We start from the raw sequence: 14,308 nt of genomic DNA on the forward strand, positions 1-14,308 counted from the left end.
TCCAAGGGGGTTAAGCGGTTTCGGTCACGGAGGTCACGGAGGTCACGAGATCGCGGGCGGCGAGCCGCTGGAACTTGCCGCTGCTGGTGCGCGGGAGCGCTCGGGGCGCGACGAGGTGCACCTCGACGGCAGCCAGGCCCAGTTCGGTGGACACGGCGGTGCGCAGCGCGGTGGCCACGGCGGCGGCCTCGTCGCCCTTGCGGCCGCACTCGGCGATGAGCCACATGACCTCGGCGCCACCGGGGGCGGCGACGGCGACGCAGCGGCCCTTGAAGATCCCGGGCACGGCGCGGGCGACGGCCTCGACGTCCTGCGGGTAGAAGTTGGCGCCGCGCACGGTGATCATCTCCTTGCGCCTGCCGGTGACGAACACCTCAGCGCCGCGCCGGTAGCCGAGGTCGCCGGTCGGCAGCCAGCCGTCCACAAGGGACTGCTCGAGGCCGAGGTAGCCGGGGGTGACCGGATCGCCCTGGATCAGGATCTCGCCGACCTGGCCCTCGGGCAGTTCGGCACCCGCCTCGGGGTCGACGATCCGCAGCCGCACACCGCGCACCGGCTCGCCCACACCCGCGACGGCGCGGGCACCGGGGGCGTCGTGCTCGACCTGGACCGCCCGTCCGCCGTCGGCGAGCTTGTCGCGGTCGACGTGCTCGAACAGCGGCGCGCGGCCCAGCGGCGGGAAGGTGACGGCCAGGGTCGCCTCCGCCATGCCGTAGACGCCGAACATGGTGGACGGGCGGAACCCGGCGGGGGCGAACCGCTCGACGAACGCGCGCACGGTGGCCTCGGAGATCGGCTCGGCGCCGTTGAACGCGACGCGCCAGTGGTCCATGCGCAGGCCCGCCAGGTCGTCGTCGGAGATGGCGGCGAGCTGGTCGTAGCCGAAGTTGGGCATCGCGGTGATCGTGGCGCCGCTGTCGAGGAACTCGCGCAGCCAGCGGGCCGGGTCCTTGATGAACGACAGCGGGGACCAGACGTGGGCCGGGATGCCGATGAGGACGGCGGAGAGGGTGCCGAACAGGCCCATGTCGTGGAAGAGCGGCAGCCAGAAGCCGCCGCCGTCGCCCTGCCCCAGTTGGATTCCCTCGCGGATGGCGAGCAGCCCGGCGACCACGTTGGCGTGGGTGAGGCGCACGCCCTTGGGCAGCGACGTGCTGCCGGAGGTGAACTGGACGATGGCCAGGTCGTCGGGGCCGACCTCGGGCAGCTCGCCCGGACCCGCGGCGTCGGCGGTGCTGATGATCTCCAGGCCCGGCACGGCTTCCCGGAGTCCGTCGGCGAGCGCGCCGAACCGGTGCGACACCAGGATTCGGCGCATCCCCGCGACCTCGGCGATGGCGGCGAGCCGGGCCGGGTAGGCGCCCGCGTGCCGCATACCGAGCGGGAGGGGCAACGGGGTCGCGGCGCCACCCGCCGCGCTCACGGCGAAGAGGGACTGGAGGAACTCGGGGGCGTTGGGGCAGAGGATGCCGACGGGTTCGTTCCGCTCGACACCGCGCGCTACGAGCCCGGCCGCCATGGCGCGGGCGGACGCGGCGAGGTCGGTGTAGGTGATCGACTCGCGCTCGGCCGGGAAGGTGGCCCGCACGTGCGGGTGGTCGGCGGCGACGCCGTCGAGGATCGCGTGCAGCGTGGTGGTCACGGCGGGACTCCTTCGCGGGTCGGGATCAGCGGGTGCCCCGATCGGGCGGGATCGGCGGGTGCCCCAGGTCGGGCGGGAACGGCGGGCGCCCGGGTCTGGCGGACTTCTCGGTGGACTCGCCCGGTCAGCGGAAGCGGACCGGGAGGGATTCGGGGCCGCGCATGGACACGCTGGACCGGTAGCGGGGCGCGGTGTCGAGCAGCTCGTAGTCGGGGGCGCGGCGCAGGAGGCGGTCGAACAGCACGGTGGCCTCCAGCCGGGCCAGCGGGGCGCCGAGGCAGAAGTGCGGGCCGTGGCTGAACGCCAGGTGCTTGCGGGTGCCGCGCGCGGGGTCGAAGCGCAGCACGTCGAGGCGGTCCGGGTCGGTGAACACCTCGGGGTCGCGGTTGGCCGACGCGGCCAGCAGGATCACCCCGGTGCCGCGCGGCAACGACCGGCCGGCGAACTCCAGGTCCCGCATGGCGACCCGGGTCGGGAACGGGACCGGGGTGTCGAACCGCAGGAACTCCTCGACCGCGATCGGCACCAGGTCCGGGTTGTCGGCCAAGACCTCGCGCTGCCGGGGTTCCCGCGCCAGGGCGAGCACGCCGTTGGCGATGAGGTTCATGGTCGTCTCGTGGCCCGCGATGAGCAGCAGCGCGCCGATGTCGCCGATTTCCTTGGTGCTGAGCCGGTCCTCGCCCTCGGCGACCGCGACCAGCCCGCTGAGCAGGTCCGGCCCCGGGGTGCGGGCGCGTTCGGCGATCAGCTCGGTGAAGTACCCGTGGAACGCGGCGACGGCGGCGGCTCGGGCGGACTTCTCCTCGTCGGTGAGCATCGCGTCCGGGTCGAGGCCGCGGCTGATCGCGGAGGCCCACTGGCCGAACACGGCGTGGTCGGCGGCCGGGACGCCCAGCAGCTCGCAGATGGTGGTCAGCGGCAGCCGGTAGGCGATGTCGGTGACGAAATCCGCCTCGCCCCACCCGATCGCGTGGTCGAGCAGGTCGTCGGCGATCTCGGTGATCCGGGTGCGCAGGCCCGCGATGGCCCGTGGCGTGAACGCCTTGGTGACCAGTGACCGCAGGCGGGTGTGGTCCGGCGGGTCCATCAACAAGAAGGAGCCGGGCAGCGTCTTCGGGTCGATCCCGGGGCGGAACGGGTTGATGCCGGAGAAGTAACCGTGACCCCAGTCCGGGTCGCCGAAGATGACGTCGCAATCGGCGTAGTGGGGCACGAGGTGGATGCCGGGCACGTAGTCGTGCAGCCGACCGGCTTCGCGCAGGGCGCGGTAGGCCGCGGCGGGGTCGGCGCGCACCTCGGGGTCGAACGGCGAGACCATGGCCCCTCCTCTAGGCGGTGAAGCGGGTCGGCAGCGCGGCGAGGCCGCGCACGACCAGGTTCGGCTTGTACGGCGGGGTGTCGGTGAGCGGCTCCAGATCGGACACCTTGCGCAACAGCACTTCCAGCAGGACCCGCATCTCCAGCTGGGCCAGCGGGGCGCCGAGGCAGTAGTGGATGCCGAGGCTGAACGCGAGGTGCCGGGCGGGTGCCGGGGTCCGGTCGTGGTAGCGGGTGACGTCGAGGCGGTCCGGGTCGTCGAACACCGCCTCGTCGCGGTTGCCCGAGTTGATGAGCACGACCACGCCGTCGCCGGGGGCGAACTCGTCGCCCGCCAAGGTCATCGGGCGCGTGGCCGCGCGGGTGGTCAGCTGGACGGGCGGTTCGTAGCGGAGCAGTTCGTCCACCGCGGACGGTATCAGCTCGGGGCGGGCGCGCAGCAGTGCCAGCTGGTCGGGGTTGCGCATCAGGGCGAGCAGTCCGCTGCCGACCAGGTTGACCGTGGTCTCGTGGCCCGCGACGACCGTGGTCAGGCAGGTGCTGAGCAGTTCCAGCTCGGTGAGGACGTCGCCGCGGTCCTCCACCTGGGACAGCGCGGTGAGCAGGTCGTCGCGCGGGTCGGACTTGCGCTCGTCGACGAGCCCGCGCAGGTAGGCCATGAAGTCCCGGGCGGCGGCGCTGCGCGCGGCGTGCGCCTCGGGGGTCATCAGCGGGTCGGGGTCGAAACCGCGGGCCAAGTCCTGGGCCCACCGCTGGACGTCGGGGTGCGCCTGGGCGGGGATGCCCATCAGCTCGCAGACGACGGTCAGCGGGAGCGGGTAGGCGATCTCCTGGACCAGGTCGAAGTCCCCCGCTGCCAGCGCGTTGTCCACAAGGGACTCGGCAAGAGCCTCGATCCGCGGGCGCAGCCTGGTCACCATGCGCGGCACGAAAGCCTTGGACACCAAGGTGCGCAGCCGCGTGTGGTCCGGCGGATCCATCCACAGGAAGGACGTGGGCATCTCGCGCGTGGCGTCCTCGTCGGGCACGCTCGGGTGCAGCTGCGCGGCCTCGGCGGCGTGGCTCCACGCGGAGTTCTGCAGCACGGCGGCGCAATCCGCGTGCCGGGTCAGCAACCGCAGGCCCAGCGGGGTCCGGTGCACGGGACCGAGCGCGCGCAGTTCGGCGGCGGGCGCGTAGGGATCGGCGCGGTTGGCCGGGTCGAGCAGTCTGCCGAAGGCTTCCGCCTGGGACGTCGAGGCCGGTGGGATCACGCCGTGAGCGAATCAGCGGTCTGTGGCATCGGCGTGAATCGCACGTGAATGGGCGCCGTCCACACCCGCTCGATAAGGCCTGCCAATAGCGTCATCGCCCCGGGCGATCACGAATCGGCTATCGCGCGATTGGCGCTGGTCGGGGACCGTTGACCCGGTCGGCCGGGGGCACCGAGCATTCCGCCAGGGACGTCGACGAACTGGAGCCGTTCGGTGCAGGAAGACCACGCAGCAGATCCCTCCGCCCTCACCCCCGTGCAACTGGCCGTCTTGCAGTCCGTCGCCCCGGACTGGCGGCACGACCCGTACCGCAGCTACGCGGTGCTGCGCGAGGCGGGCCCGTTCATCCCCGGGCCGCTGGGCACGCGGTTGGTGCCCGGGTACCACGAGGCCAACCTGATCATGCAGAACCCGGATTGGAGCCACGCGGAAGAGTCCGAGTTGCTGCACCCCGACAGCGATGTGGAGCTGCCCGGGTCGTTCCTGTGGATGGAGCCGCCGGACCACACCCGGTTGCGCGGGCTGGTCAGCAAGGCGTTCACCATGCGCACCATCGAGGGGCTGCGCGGCCGGACCGAGCAGGTCGTCGCGGACCTGTTCGACAAGCTGCTGGCCGAGGGCGGCGACCACCCGGTGGACATCCTGGAGGCGCTGGCCTACCCGCTGCCGCTGACCATGGTGTGCGAACTGCTCGGTGTGCCCGCCGAGGCGCACGACGAGGTCCGGCAGATGTCGGCGGGGATCGCCCGCGGTCTGGACCCGGACGTGCTGCTGTCGCCCGCGGAACTCGCGGCGCGAACCGCCGCGGTGCACCGGTTCCGTGACTTCTTCGGCGACCTGATCGCCCAGCGGCGCAAGGCCCCGCAGGACGACCTGATCACGCGGCTGGTGCGGGCGGAGGCCGACGGGGCCACGATGAGCCCGACGGAGTTGCTCGGCACGCTGCTGATCCTGGTGGTGGCCGGGCACGAGACGACGGTCAACCTGATCGGCAACGGCGTGCTGGCGCTGATCCGCGACCCCGACCAGTTCGCGCTGCTGAAGTCCAACCCGGACCTGGCGGTCGCGGCGGCGGACGAGGTCCTGCGCTACGACGCGCCCGTGCACCTGACGACCCGCACGGCGCGCACGGAGATCACGGTCTCCGACCAGGTGTTCGCGCCCGGCGAGGCGGTCATCGTCCTCTTCGGATCCGCCAACCGCGACCCGAGGGCCTTCCCGGAGCCGGACCGCTTCGACATCACCCGCTACGCGGCGGGCAACCGCGCCAACCGGCACCTGTCGTTCGGCCTGGGGCTGCACTACTGCATCGGCGCCCCGCTGGCCCGACTGGAGATGGAGATGGCGTTGCGCGCCATCGCGACCCGGGTCGCCGCCTTCGACCTGCCCCACGACCCGCCGCCGTACCGGCCGAACCTGGTGGTGCGCGGTATGTCGGAACTGCTCGTCCGCGTCACCCCCGAGGAGCCCACGCGATGACCGCGCTCTCCGTCCCCGCCTTCTGGGTCGAGGACAACAGCGACCCGTACCCGAGCTACGACCGCCTGCGCGCCGAGGGCGCCCTGCTCCCGCACCTGCTCGACGACGTGCCGGTCACCCTGGTCACCCGGTACGACGAGTGCGCGGCCGTGCTGACCGGTGCCGACTGGGGCCACGGCTACTCGGCGGGGATCAGCCCCTTCCGCGACACCGTGGCGGCCATCCCCGGCTCGTTCGTGCGCATGGACCCGCCGGAGCACGGGCGGCTGCGCGGGTTGGTGAACAAGGCTTTCACGCCCCGCACCGTGTCGGAGATGGTACCCCTGGCGCAGAGCGTCGTCGACGAGCTGGTCGACGCGGCCATGGAGACCGGCGAGCTCGACGTCCTCAATGGACTCGCCGTCCCCCTCGCCGTGGCGATGATCCCGGGCCGACTGCTCGGCGCGCCCGTGTCGGACGGTCCCCTGTTCCGGTCCTGGCAGCTGGCCATCGCCCGGGGCAGCGACCCGGACCACCTGCTGTCCGCATCGGACATCGAGACCCGGGGGCTCGCGGCCCGGGAGGCGCTGGGGTACTTCCACCAGCTCATCGAGCAGAAGCGCGCCAACCCGACCGACGACCTGCTGAGCGAGCTGATCGCGGTGGAGGAGTCGGGGGACCAGCTCAGCTCGCAGGAGATCCTCGGTCTCTGCGTGCTGCTCCTCGTGGCGGGCATGGAGACGTCGATCAACCTGATCGGCAACGGCATGCTGGCGCTGCTGCGCAACCCCGCCCAGCTCGCGCTGCTGCGTGCGCGCCCGGAGCTGATGGCGTCGGCGATCGACGAGATGCTCCGCTACGACGCGCCGACGCAGTTCACCATCCGGGTCGCGCTCACCGACACGGTCGTCGGCGACCGCCAGTTCCGGCGGGGGGACGGCGTGGTCGTCCTGACGGCCTCCGCCAGCCGCGACGACCTGGTCTTCGACAACGCCGCCGAACTGGACATCACCCGCTACTACGGCAAGCACCCGGCCCGCCGCCACCTGGGCTTCAGCCTGGGCCTGCACTACTGCGTCGGCGCGCCGCTGGCGCGGATCGAGGCGGAGGCCGCGTTCCGCACGCTGCTGGACCGGGCCCCCGACCTCACCCTGGCCACGGAAACCGTGGAGTACCAGCCGAGCCTGATCCACCGGGGCATCCTGTCCCTGCCCGTCCGCCTGTCCTGACCCTCCCCCTGTCCCAGAGGCGACCCGGCGCCTCTGGGACCCCTTGGGGGCAACGGATTCACGCGGCGCCCGGCGCCTCAAGCTACGCGGTCACCCAGGTTTTCCGGGCGCTCACCGCGTGGCAGGCGCCGGGGCCTTCTGCTTTGGCGGTGATTCGGCCGTTTTCCACGCGGACCGCCAGTTCCGTGGCGTCGCTGGTGGCGGTGAGGCCTACGGCCGGGGCGATCGTCGGGTCGCAGGTGACCTTGAGGGTGGGCCACGACTCCCGGGGGAATGCCTGGCGCACGCACGTCGTGGTCTCCGCGATCACCATGTGGGCCAAGGGAAGTAGCTCATCCGGCTGGTTGGTGACCAGTACGGCGGTCACCGGCAGCCCGGCCCGGGCGGACTCCTCGATCACCGGCGCCCGGTGCAACCCCAGCACCGCGACAACCCCGTCCTCCACCACCACCGAGGACCCACTCACCAGATCCGCCACCGCACGCGGTGCCCACGGCAGGTCCACCTCATCGACCCGCGCCGGTTCTTGCGGCGGGGCCCACCAGTCGTCGAGACTCAGGGTTGCCAGGTTTTCGCAGGCGCCTATTGCGTCGAATGGTTCGACGAAGCCCGGGGCCGTGGTGGCCAGTCGGGTGGCGCCGTGCAAGGTGGTCAGCACTGCCTCCGCCTGGCGGACTCGTCGCGGGTCGGGGGCGCCCGGGGGTTTTTCCGGTGGGGCCAGGCGTTCCATGGCCAGGCCGAGGAGTAGGGCGTTCAGGCCCAGCAGCGCGCGGTACGCCAGGCGCAGGGCGGGGTCGGCGGTGATCTCCGCGTCGAGGTGGGCCGCGATCCCCGTCTCGTCCAGCCGCCCGAGTCGGCCCGCGGCGAAGGCGCCTAGGGCGGTTGCGAGGTCGGTGCCCGGTTGGGCGAAGGGGCGGGTCGTTTCCGCCATGCCCGCGAGGACGGCGAAGTACAGGGCGCGCTTGCCCGGGAAGTTCGAGTACACCCCGCCCCTGGTCAGGCCGGCGCGCTCGGCGATCGCGTCGATCTTCGCGTCGCGGAAGCCGCGTTCGGCGAACTCGGCGTGGGCGGCCTCGATGACCCGGGCGCGGTTGCGCTCCTGGGTCTGCGCCCTGGTCAGGCGGGTCATGGCACCTCCGGTCTTGACGGACAGGATACTGTCGGTATCCAGATGATATGAACATCTGAATTGAACATCTGGAGCCCGAGCATGCTGCCCGAGATCGACCTGTCCGACCCCGCCGTCCTGCACGACCCGTTCACCGTCTACGGCCGGGCCCGCGAGCAGTCCCCCGTCGTCCGCCTGGCGATCCCCGGGATGTCCGACCTGCTGGCGGTGACCAGGCACGCCCCGGCCCGCGCGGTCCTCGCCGACCCGCGGTTCGAGCTGAACGAACGGAGCTTCCTGCGCCCGCCCGGCATCCCCGACTCGTGCCTGCGGTACCTGCGGACCATGGGCGAGATGAACGGAGCCGAGCACACCCGCCAGCGCCGGGTGACCGCCCCCGGCTTCTCCGTGCGCCAAGCCGACGCCCTGCGCGACCGCGTGCAGCGGATCGTCGACGGTTTCTTGGCCGACCTGTCCGACCCGGTCGACCTCGTCACCGATTTCGCCGCCCGTCTCCCGATGGAGGTCATCTGCGAACTCATGGGGGTCGACGAGGAAAGCCGCCCACGGTGGCGAGAATACGGGGCCGCGATTTCCGCAGGATACGGCCCCGCTTTCATCAACGCCATCCCGGAAATCATCGAGAGCGCCCGAGAACTCATTTCCCACAAGAAGGCCAACCCGGCCGACGACGTCCTCTCGTCGCTGATCGCGGGCGAATTGACCGACGACGAGCTCATCACCCTCGCCTGGCACCTCATCCTGGCCGGTCAGACCCCCGGCAACCTGATCTCCAACGCGATCGAGGTGCTGGCCGCGCACCCCGACCGGATCGGCCCCGGAATGGTCGAGGAGGTGCTGCGCTTCTGCGGCCCGCAACTGCTGACCGTCCCCCGGTTCGCCGTCGGGGACGTCGAGGTCGATGGCGTGGTGATCCCCGACGGCGCCGCCGTCACGATCGCGATCGGCGCGGCCAGCCGCGACCCGCGCTTCTTCGCCCGACCCGACGAGTTCGACCCCGCCCGGGGCGGCATCGGGCACCTCTCCTTCGCGCACGGACCCCACTTCTGCCTGGGCGCGTCCCTGGCGCGCGTGCAGACCGAAATCGCCCTGCTTTCCCTGTTCCGCGAATTCCCCGGCCTGAAAGTCGGCACCGGCGTCCGGGCGCCGGATGGCGGAACCTGGCGCTTGAGTTCGTTGCCCGCGGTAATCGGCGACCGATAGCGGGAAACAGCCGTTATCCCGGCCGTTCGAGCGAAGCGGCGGGGGTTGGGCGATAACGTCACCGGCGTCTCCGGCGAAACACCGGCGGACGGGCCGGAGGGGCAATGCCACTAACTTAAGCTAGGTGCGAGGATTCTGATGGTGGCCGGACCCTGATGTCGAACGCCTTGATGTTTGCCCTTTTTGGTGGGGTAGCGTTTATGGCGTCCACGTTTGGCCACACGGGGGCACGTTCGGTGCCTTCGGGCCGCGAGGTGTCTCTCGTTGATTTCCGCGCGGGTCTCCGATAACGCTCTCGCTTGGCGTTCAGGGGGAAAAATCCGCCTCGGCGGGGACCTGGCGTCGGATGACTCGAAGAGACCGCATGAAGGACAGTCGATCAGGGTCGACGTCGGCCTCGTCGGCCGCCGAGCACATCACACGCCGAATGCCATAGTGTGCGAGCAGGAACGCCCACAGTTCCTGACGCACCATGTCGGGCGATCTCGACCGCAGCGTCTTACCCGATCCTTGTTGATGGGTCTTCATCTCATCGATCAAACCCTCGCATTCCCAGCGTTCATGGTAGGCGAGAGCCAATTCCATGGCGGTCGCCTCGGTCGGGTCGAGAATCGACGTCACCACGCACACGACCTCGGCTGCCCCGTCACCCGCCCGGTCGGGAACCTGATATTCGACCACCCGAACAGGTTGCGCATCCTCGGAACGACAATCCTCGCCGCGGCGGGCCTTCTCGATCAGCCGATCCCGGCGCCCTCGGCGCACGGCCGAACTGACCAGGATCGAGCGATACGAACCGTCGGGCAACCACTCCAACACCGGCAACGTGACAGCCGAACTCACCCTCCACAGCAGGTCAGCGCCAGTACGACGGAACTCGTTCCACAGATCGAAACCGTAGAAGCCCCGATCGGCGATCACCAGCATGTCCGGCTCGACAGACCCGATGATGTCTCTCGCGAGAGTTTTCTCGCTGGTCAGGCACCCGGCGATCGCGGCCCCCACGATCGCGCGGGAACCACACTCGCCCAACACGATCATCAACGCCCGCGGAAACGCTGACTCGACCGACTGATTACGCTGTCGACCGAACTCCGCCGCGTTCTCGGGCGTATCCGGAACATCCACGGAGAACCCATCCATCGCCATCAACCGACGCGACGCCAACCACGCCCCTGTGGTACCCCGCCCCGCCACCGGAACAGCGACCCGCTCAAACAACAGACTCAACGGCTCGACCCCCAACCGCTTCCGAGCCTTGGAAATAGCCGCCGTCGAGGGAACATTCCACTCACCACGCCACGAACCCACAGACCGCAACGACCCAACAAGCTTCCGCATCACCTCCTCGTAATCATCATCGAAAAACAGGCACATCCCCAAACAAAACCGCACCACCACATGCGCGGGAAGCAACCGAGAACGCAACTCGCGACGGCCCGTCTCGTTCAACACATCCTCGATCACATCTCGAGGAAAAACCTCCGCCAACACACCCAACGAGATCCGATCGGTCAACCGAACAGCCGACGAATCAACGACACCACCACGAACCTGCACCACGCGAGCCACCCGAAAATAATAGCAGCTCCTTGCTTAAGTTAGTGGCATTGGGCCGGAGGGGCGAGTGGGACCTATCGCGGACGAGATCACCGCCGTCGTGCGGGCCCGGCGGGAACACCTGTGCGGCGTGCGCGCCGAGATCGAGTCCTGGCACCGCGCGGACGCGGCCCTCGACGCCGGCCTCGGCCATCACGCACCTGGCCGAGGCCCCACACCCGCCGGGCGGGTCGTCCGACGCGGCGGACCGGCTCACCGCGCTCCCCGTCGCCAACGCCCGCGCCGGTGTCACCGACGTCCTCGGCCAGCCAGGCCGGGTCGCCACGGGGGTCGGCCGCACGACGGTCACCATCGGGGTCAGCGGCAGCGCCCGCGTCGGGAAGAGCTCGCTGCTCCAGTCGACCTCCGGCCTGGCCGACGCCCAACTCCCCACCGGCTCGGGCATCCCCGTCACGGCCGTGCGCAGCCGGATCCACCACGTGGTCGGCAGGCGCCGGGCGGTCCTCGAACCGCACACCTGCACCGGCTTCCGCGCCGCCCACCCGCGACCCCGGCACGCCGCGCTCGGCCTGCCCGACGCGCCGACCGGCGTCGCGGAGTTCCGCGCCTGGCGCTACCCCGCCCCGGGCGAGCGCGCGCACGCCGCAGCGGCGCACCCGACGCTGCTCAACGACCTGCGCGAGATCCAGGCCACCCTACCGTCCTATGTGGACTTCCTGGACCGGGGCGGCGGGCCGTTCGAGCTCGACGGCGACGAGTTCGACCGGCTGCGCGAGTACGTCACCTACCCGGTCGTCGCGGCCAAGCGGGCCGGTGACCCACCGTGCAAGCACCTCGCGGTGCGCGACAACCGGATCGAGTGCGCGTTCCCGCACCCGGACCTGGCCGCGATCGGCGGGTGCGACCTGCCCGGCATCGGCGAGATCACCCTCGACGCCGACCGCCACCACGTCACGGGGTTGCGGCACGAGGTGGACGTGGTGCTGCTGGTCAAGCGCGCCGTCGAGGGCATGGCCTACCGGGGCGACGCCGACGCCCGCGCGGTCACCCTGCTCAACACCGGCGACGGCACCCCGACCCTGGTCGCGAACCCGCGCGACGACGTCACCCGCAAGCTCAACGAGGGCAGCGCGGACCTGCACTTGCAGGTCCTGGAGGCGGACGCCGCGAACCGGCAGGCCGACGGCGAGGACCCCGCGTACGCCGGGGCGGTCGACGCCGTCCACGAAGACGTTCTCGCCTGGGTGCGCAACGGGCTCGGCGTCGGCCGCGAGCAGTGGTGCCGCGACGCGCTGCGCAGCGCGATCCGCGACGACGGCGGCGCCGCGTTCACCGGCCGGGAGCTGAACCGGGTCCGGGTGGAGCTGAGCACCCGGTTCGCCGCGCTCGACCGGTTCTTCCACGACCGGGTCGAGCTGGTCTGGCAGCAGGCCGTCACCGGTCTGGCCACCGAGGGCGAGCTGCGCGACCTGCTCGACGACCGCACCGGCGCGGCGGCGCTGCGCCACCTGGCCGACCTCGCGGGCGACGCCGCCGAGCCGTGCGCCGTCACCCGCGCCGCGCTCGACGACCTGCTCGGCCCGCGGCTGGACTACCGCACCCAGCTCCACCCCCGGGTCCGCCCCGAGTTGGACGGCCTGCACCTTCAGGTCGCCGACGACCGGGGCGGGGCCACCGTCCAGATCGCCGTGCCGAGCACCCCTGACGGCGTGGCCGAGCTGTTCCGCATCGTGTCGGAACTGGCCGAGCAGGCCACCTTCCGCATCCGCGGCGCGCTGCTGCGCGAGGCCGCGCTGCCCGGGCAGGTGCTCTTCGCCGCCGTCGAGCAGTTCGACGACACCCTGATCCGCTCCGGTGACGCGCACCGGGAGATCCGCCAGCTCGCCCGGTCCTACCGCGACCGCCTGTGGCCCGCGGAGTTCGACGAGCTGGACGGCGCGAATGCCCGGGTGGCCGGGGCGGCGGCAGCCGCCGACCTACGGGGGTACGACCGATGACCGCCGCCATCCGCGACCTCTCGCTGCGCGTCGGGCTGGTCGGCCCCAGCCGCATCGGCAAGAGCACCATCGTCAACTGCCTGCTGCGCAGCGGCGAGAGCCTGCTGGCCCGCACGTCGGTGCGGATGCGGTGGGCCGACGCGCCGACCGAGAACAAGATCCAGGACCTGCGCGACGAACTGGAGGGCAGGCGGGTCAGCGGCCAGTTCGAGCCGGGCGCGATGTGCGGCACCGAGGAGCCGTTCCGGTTCCGGCTCAAGTTCGACCCCGGCCTGCCGGACGCCGAACTGCACCTCGACCTGCTCGACCACCCCGGCGGCTGGCTGGACCCGCGGCGGCGGGTCGACGAAGAGCGCCGGCTGCGGTGCCGGGAGTTCATCGCCACCGCGACGGTGCTGCTGATCCCGGTGGACGCGGTGGTGCTGATGGAGACGGTGAACAACCCGAACCAGCGGCACGTGCCGCGCACCCTGACGCTCTCCGCGGTCGAGGACGTGGTCACCGACTGGGCCCGGCACCGCCACCGGCAGCCGGGCGAACCGGCGCCGGCAATCTTCTGCCCGGTCCGCACGGAGTCCTGCTTCGCGGACAACGGCGGTCGGCGGGACCGGTCGGCGCAGTTGCTCGCGCGGGTGCGCGAGGTGTACGGGCCGGTGCTCTCGGCGATCCGGACCGAGGCGCCCAGGACCCGGGTCCAGCACTGTCCTATTGACACGATGGGCTGCGTCGAGTTCCGCTCCGGGGCCTGGCGGGTGCCGGAGGGCACGCGGGGCGCGCCGCAGTTCCTGGCCAGGTACCGGATCCGCCGCGGACCGGACGGCAGGCCGCCGGAGCTCAGCGCGGTCGGCGCGGACGACGTGCTGGCGCTGGTCGTGCGGCACCTGTTCGACCTGGGCGAGCGGGCGCTGCGCGACGACGCGCTGGACCGTCACCAGGTGGCGCCGCAGCTGGCCGAGCAGGCCGACCTGGACGCGGGTCTGCTGCTCAACCTCTGCTACCGGACGTCGGGCAGGCGCGCGCAGTGGCGCGCCGCGGCCCGCACCGGGTTGGCGGCGGCGCGGTCGGCGGACGAACTGGTCCTCAACCTCAGCAGGCAGCTCAAGCACCTGGCCGAGGCCGATCTCGGCTCGCGCGTGCGCGACCTGTGCGGAGAAGCGTGCGAACCCACGTCAGGACCCGAGGACTGGCCACGGACTACGCGTTCCTCGGCACCGCGCCGCGGGCCTGGTGGGAGCGCCCGTTCGGCCGGTTGACGTCGCTGGAGCACCCGTCGCTGCTGGTCGGCGCCGACGAGGACGGCTGGCGGCTCTGCGCGAGCGCGATCCCGACCGGCCGCCGGGACGCGACGGCGACCGAGATCCGGATGACGCTGGTGCTGTCGGGCGACGAGACCGACGACGTCGGCGCGGTGCTCGCCCTGGTGCGGGACTGGCTGTCGCGACCGCGGCCCGGCCCCGGCGACGCTCTGCGCGACCTGGTCGTGGCGGAGTTCCCGGAAGCGGAAGTCGAGCGCCTGCTGG

At 71.6% G+C, this 14,308-nt stretch carries 10 protein-coding genes; 5 read left to right on the top strand and 5 right to left on the bottom strand.

Features of this window, described 5'->3' with window-relative positions; genetic code table 11:
• Positions 1–10: 10 nt before the first annotated feature.
• From V5P93_RS31785 to V5P93_RS31795, 3 genes are all read right to left on the bottom strand, one after another.
• On the bottom strand, positions 11–1,642 hold the full coding sequence (locus V5P93_RS31785) for an AMP-binding protein (protein WP_104481671.1): 1,632 nt from the start codon (positions 1,640–1,642) through the stop codon (positions 11–13).
• Positions 1,643–1,766: 124 nt separating this feature from the next.
• On the bottom strand, positions 1,767–2,960 hold the full coding sequence (locus V5P93_RS31790) for a cytochrome P450 (protein WP_104481672.1): 1,194 nt from the start codon (positions 2,958–2,960) through the stop codon (positions 1,767–1,769).
• A 10-nt stretch (positions 2,961–2,970) separates the two neighbouring features.
• The gene (locus V5P93_RS31795) at positions 2,971–4,212 is read right to left on the bottom strand and encodes a cytochrome P450 (RefSeq protein ID WP_104481673.1); all 1,242 of its coding nucleotides are present in this window, start codon (positions 4,210–4,212) and stop codon (positions 2,971–2,973) included.
• A gap of 213 nt (positions 4,213–4,425) precedes the next feature.
• Between V5P93_RS31795 and V5P93_RS31800 the strand changes: the two genes are divergently transcribed.
• A complete protein-coding gene (locus tag V5P93_RS31800; protein WP_104481674.1) occupies positions 4,426–5,691 on the top strand; it encodes a cytochrome P450 in 1,266 nt (421 codons plus the stop codon).
• A complete protein-coding gene (locus tag V5P93_RS31805) occupies positions 5,688–6,899 on the top strand; it encodes a cytochrome P450 (RefSeq protein WP_104481675.1) in 1,212 nt (403 codons plus the stop codon). Before V5P93_RS31800 ends, V5P93_RS31805 begins: the two co-directional genes overlap by 4 nt.
• Positions 6,900–6,981: 82 nt before the next feature.
• Here the strand turns inward: V5P93_RS31805 and V5P93_RS31810 are convergent, their stop codons facing one another.
• Positions 6,982–8,028, bottom strand: coding sequence for a TetR/AcrR family transcriptional regulator (locus V5P93_RS31810; protein ID WP_104481676.1), 1,047 nt, complete (start codon positions 8,026–8,028; stop codon positions 6,982–6,984).
• An 81-nt stretch (positions 8,029–8,109) separates the two neighbouring features.
• Here V5P93_RS31810 and V5P93_RS31815 point away from each other — a divergent pair, with 81 nt between their 5' ends.
• Positions 8,110–9,231: a cytochrome P450 gene (locus tag V5P93_RS31815; protein WP_104481677.1), complete on the top strand. Its 1,122-nt coding sequence runs from the start codon at positions 8,110–8,112 to the stop codon at positions 9,229–9,231.
• A 306-nt stretch (positions 9,232–9,537) separates the two neighbouring features.
• Here V5P93_RS31815 and V5P93_RS31820 read toward each other — a convergent pair whose 3' ends face one another.
• Complete coding sequence (locus V5P93_RS31820; RefSeq protein ID WP_374066591.1) at positions 9,538–10,794, bottom strand: IS4 family transposase; 1,257 nt, start codon at positions 10,792–10,794, stop codon at positions 9,538–9,540.
• 47 nt (positions 10,795–10,841) lie between these two features.
• Here V5P93_RS31820 and V5P93_RS31825 point away from each other — a divergent pair, with 47 nt between their 5' ends.
• Positions 10,842–12,788 carry a hypothetical protein gene (locus V5P93_RS31825; RefSeq protein WP_104482279.1) on the top strand — a complete coding sequence of 649 codons (1,947 nt, stop codon included), beginning with the start codon at positions 10,842–10,844 and terminating at the stop codon, positions 12,786–12,788.
• Positions 12,785–14,041, top strand: coding sequence for a hypothetical protein (locus V5P93_RS31830; protein ID WP_104482278.1), 1,257 nt, complete (start codon positions 12,785–12,787; stop codon positions 14,039–14,041). Before V5P93_RS31825 ends, V5P93_RS31830 begins: the two co-directional genes overlap by 4 nt.
• The last annotated feature ends 267 nt before the right edge of the window (positions 14,042–14,308 follow it).

This window comes from Actinokineospora auranticolor (genome assembly GCF_041897805.1).
GTDB classification, from domain to species: domain Bacteria; phylum Actinomycetota; class Actinomycetes; order Mycobacteriales; family Pseudonocardiaceae; genus Actinokineospora; species Actinokineospora auranticolor.

What these genes read in the sequence shown, in the direction of transcription:
- V5P93_RS31790 (WP_104481672.1), bottom strand. Translation starts at nt 2,960, where the DNA reads ATGGTCTCGCCGTTCGACCCCGAGGTGCGCGCCGACCCCGCCGCGGCC.
- V5P93_RS31805 (WP_104481675.1), top strand. Translation starts at nt 5,688, where the DNA reads ATGACCGCGCTCTCCGTCCCCGCCTTCTGGGTCGAGGACAACAGCGAC.
- V5P93_RS31810 (WP_104481676.1), bottom strand. Translation starts at nt 8,028, where the DNA reads ATGACCCGCCTGACCAGGGCGCAGACCCAGGAGCGCAACCGCGCCCGG.
- V5P93_RS31815 (WP_104481677.1), top strand. Translation starts at nt 8,110, where the DNA reads ATGCTGCCCGAGATCGACCTGTCCGACCCCGCCGTCCTGCACGACCCG.
- V5P93_RS31830 (WP_104482278.1), top strand. Translation starts at nt 12,785, where the DNA reads ATGACCGCCGCCATCCGCGACCTCTCGCTGCGCGTCGGGCTGGTCGGC.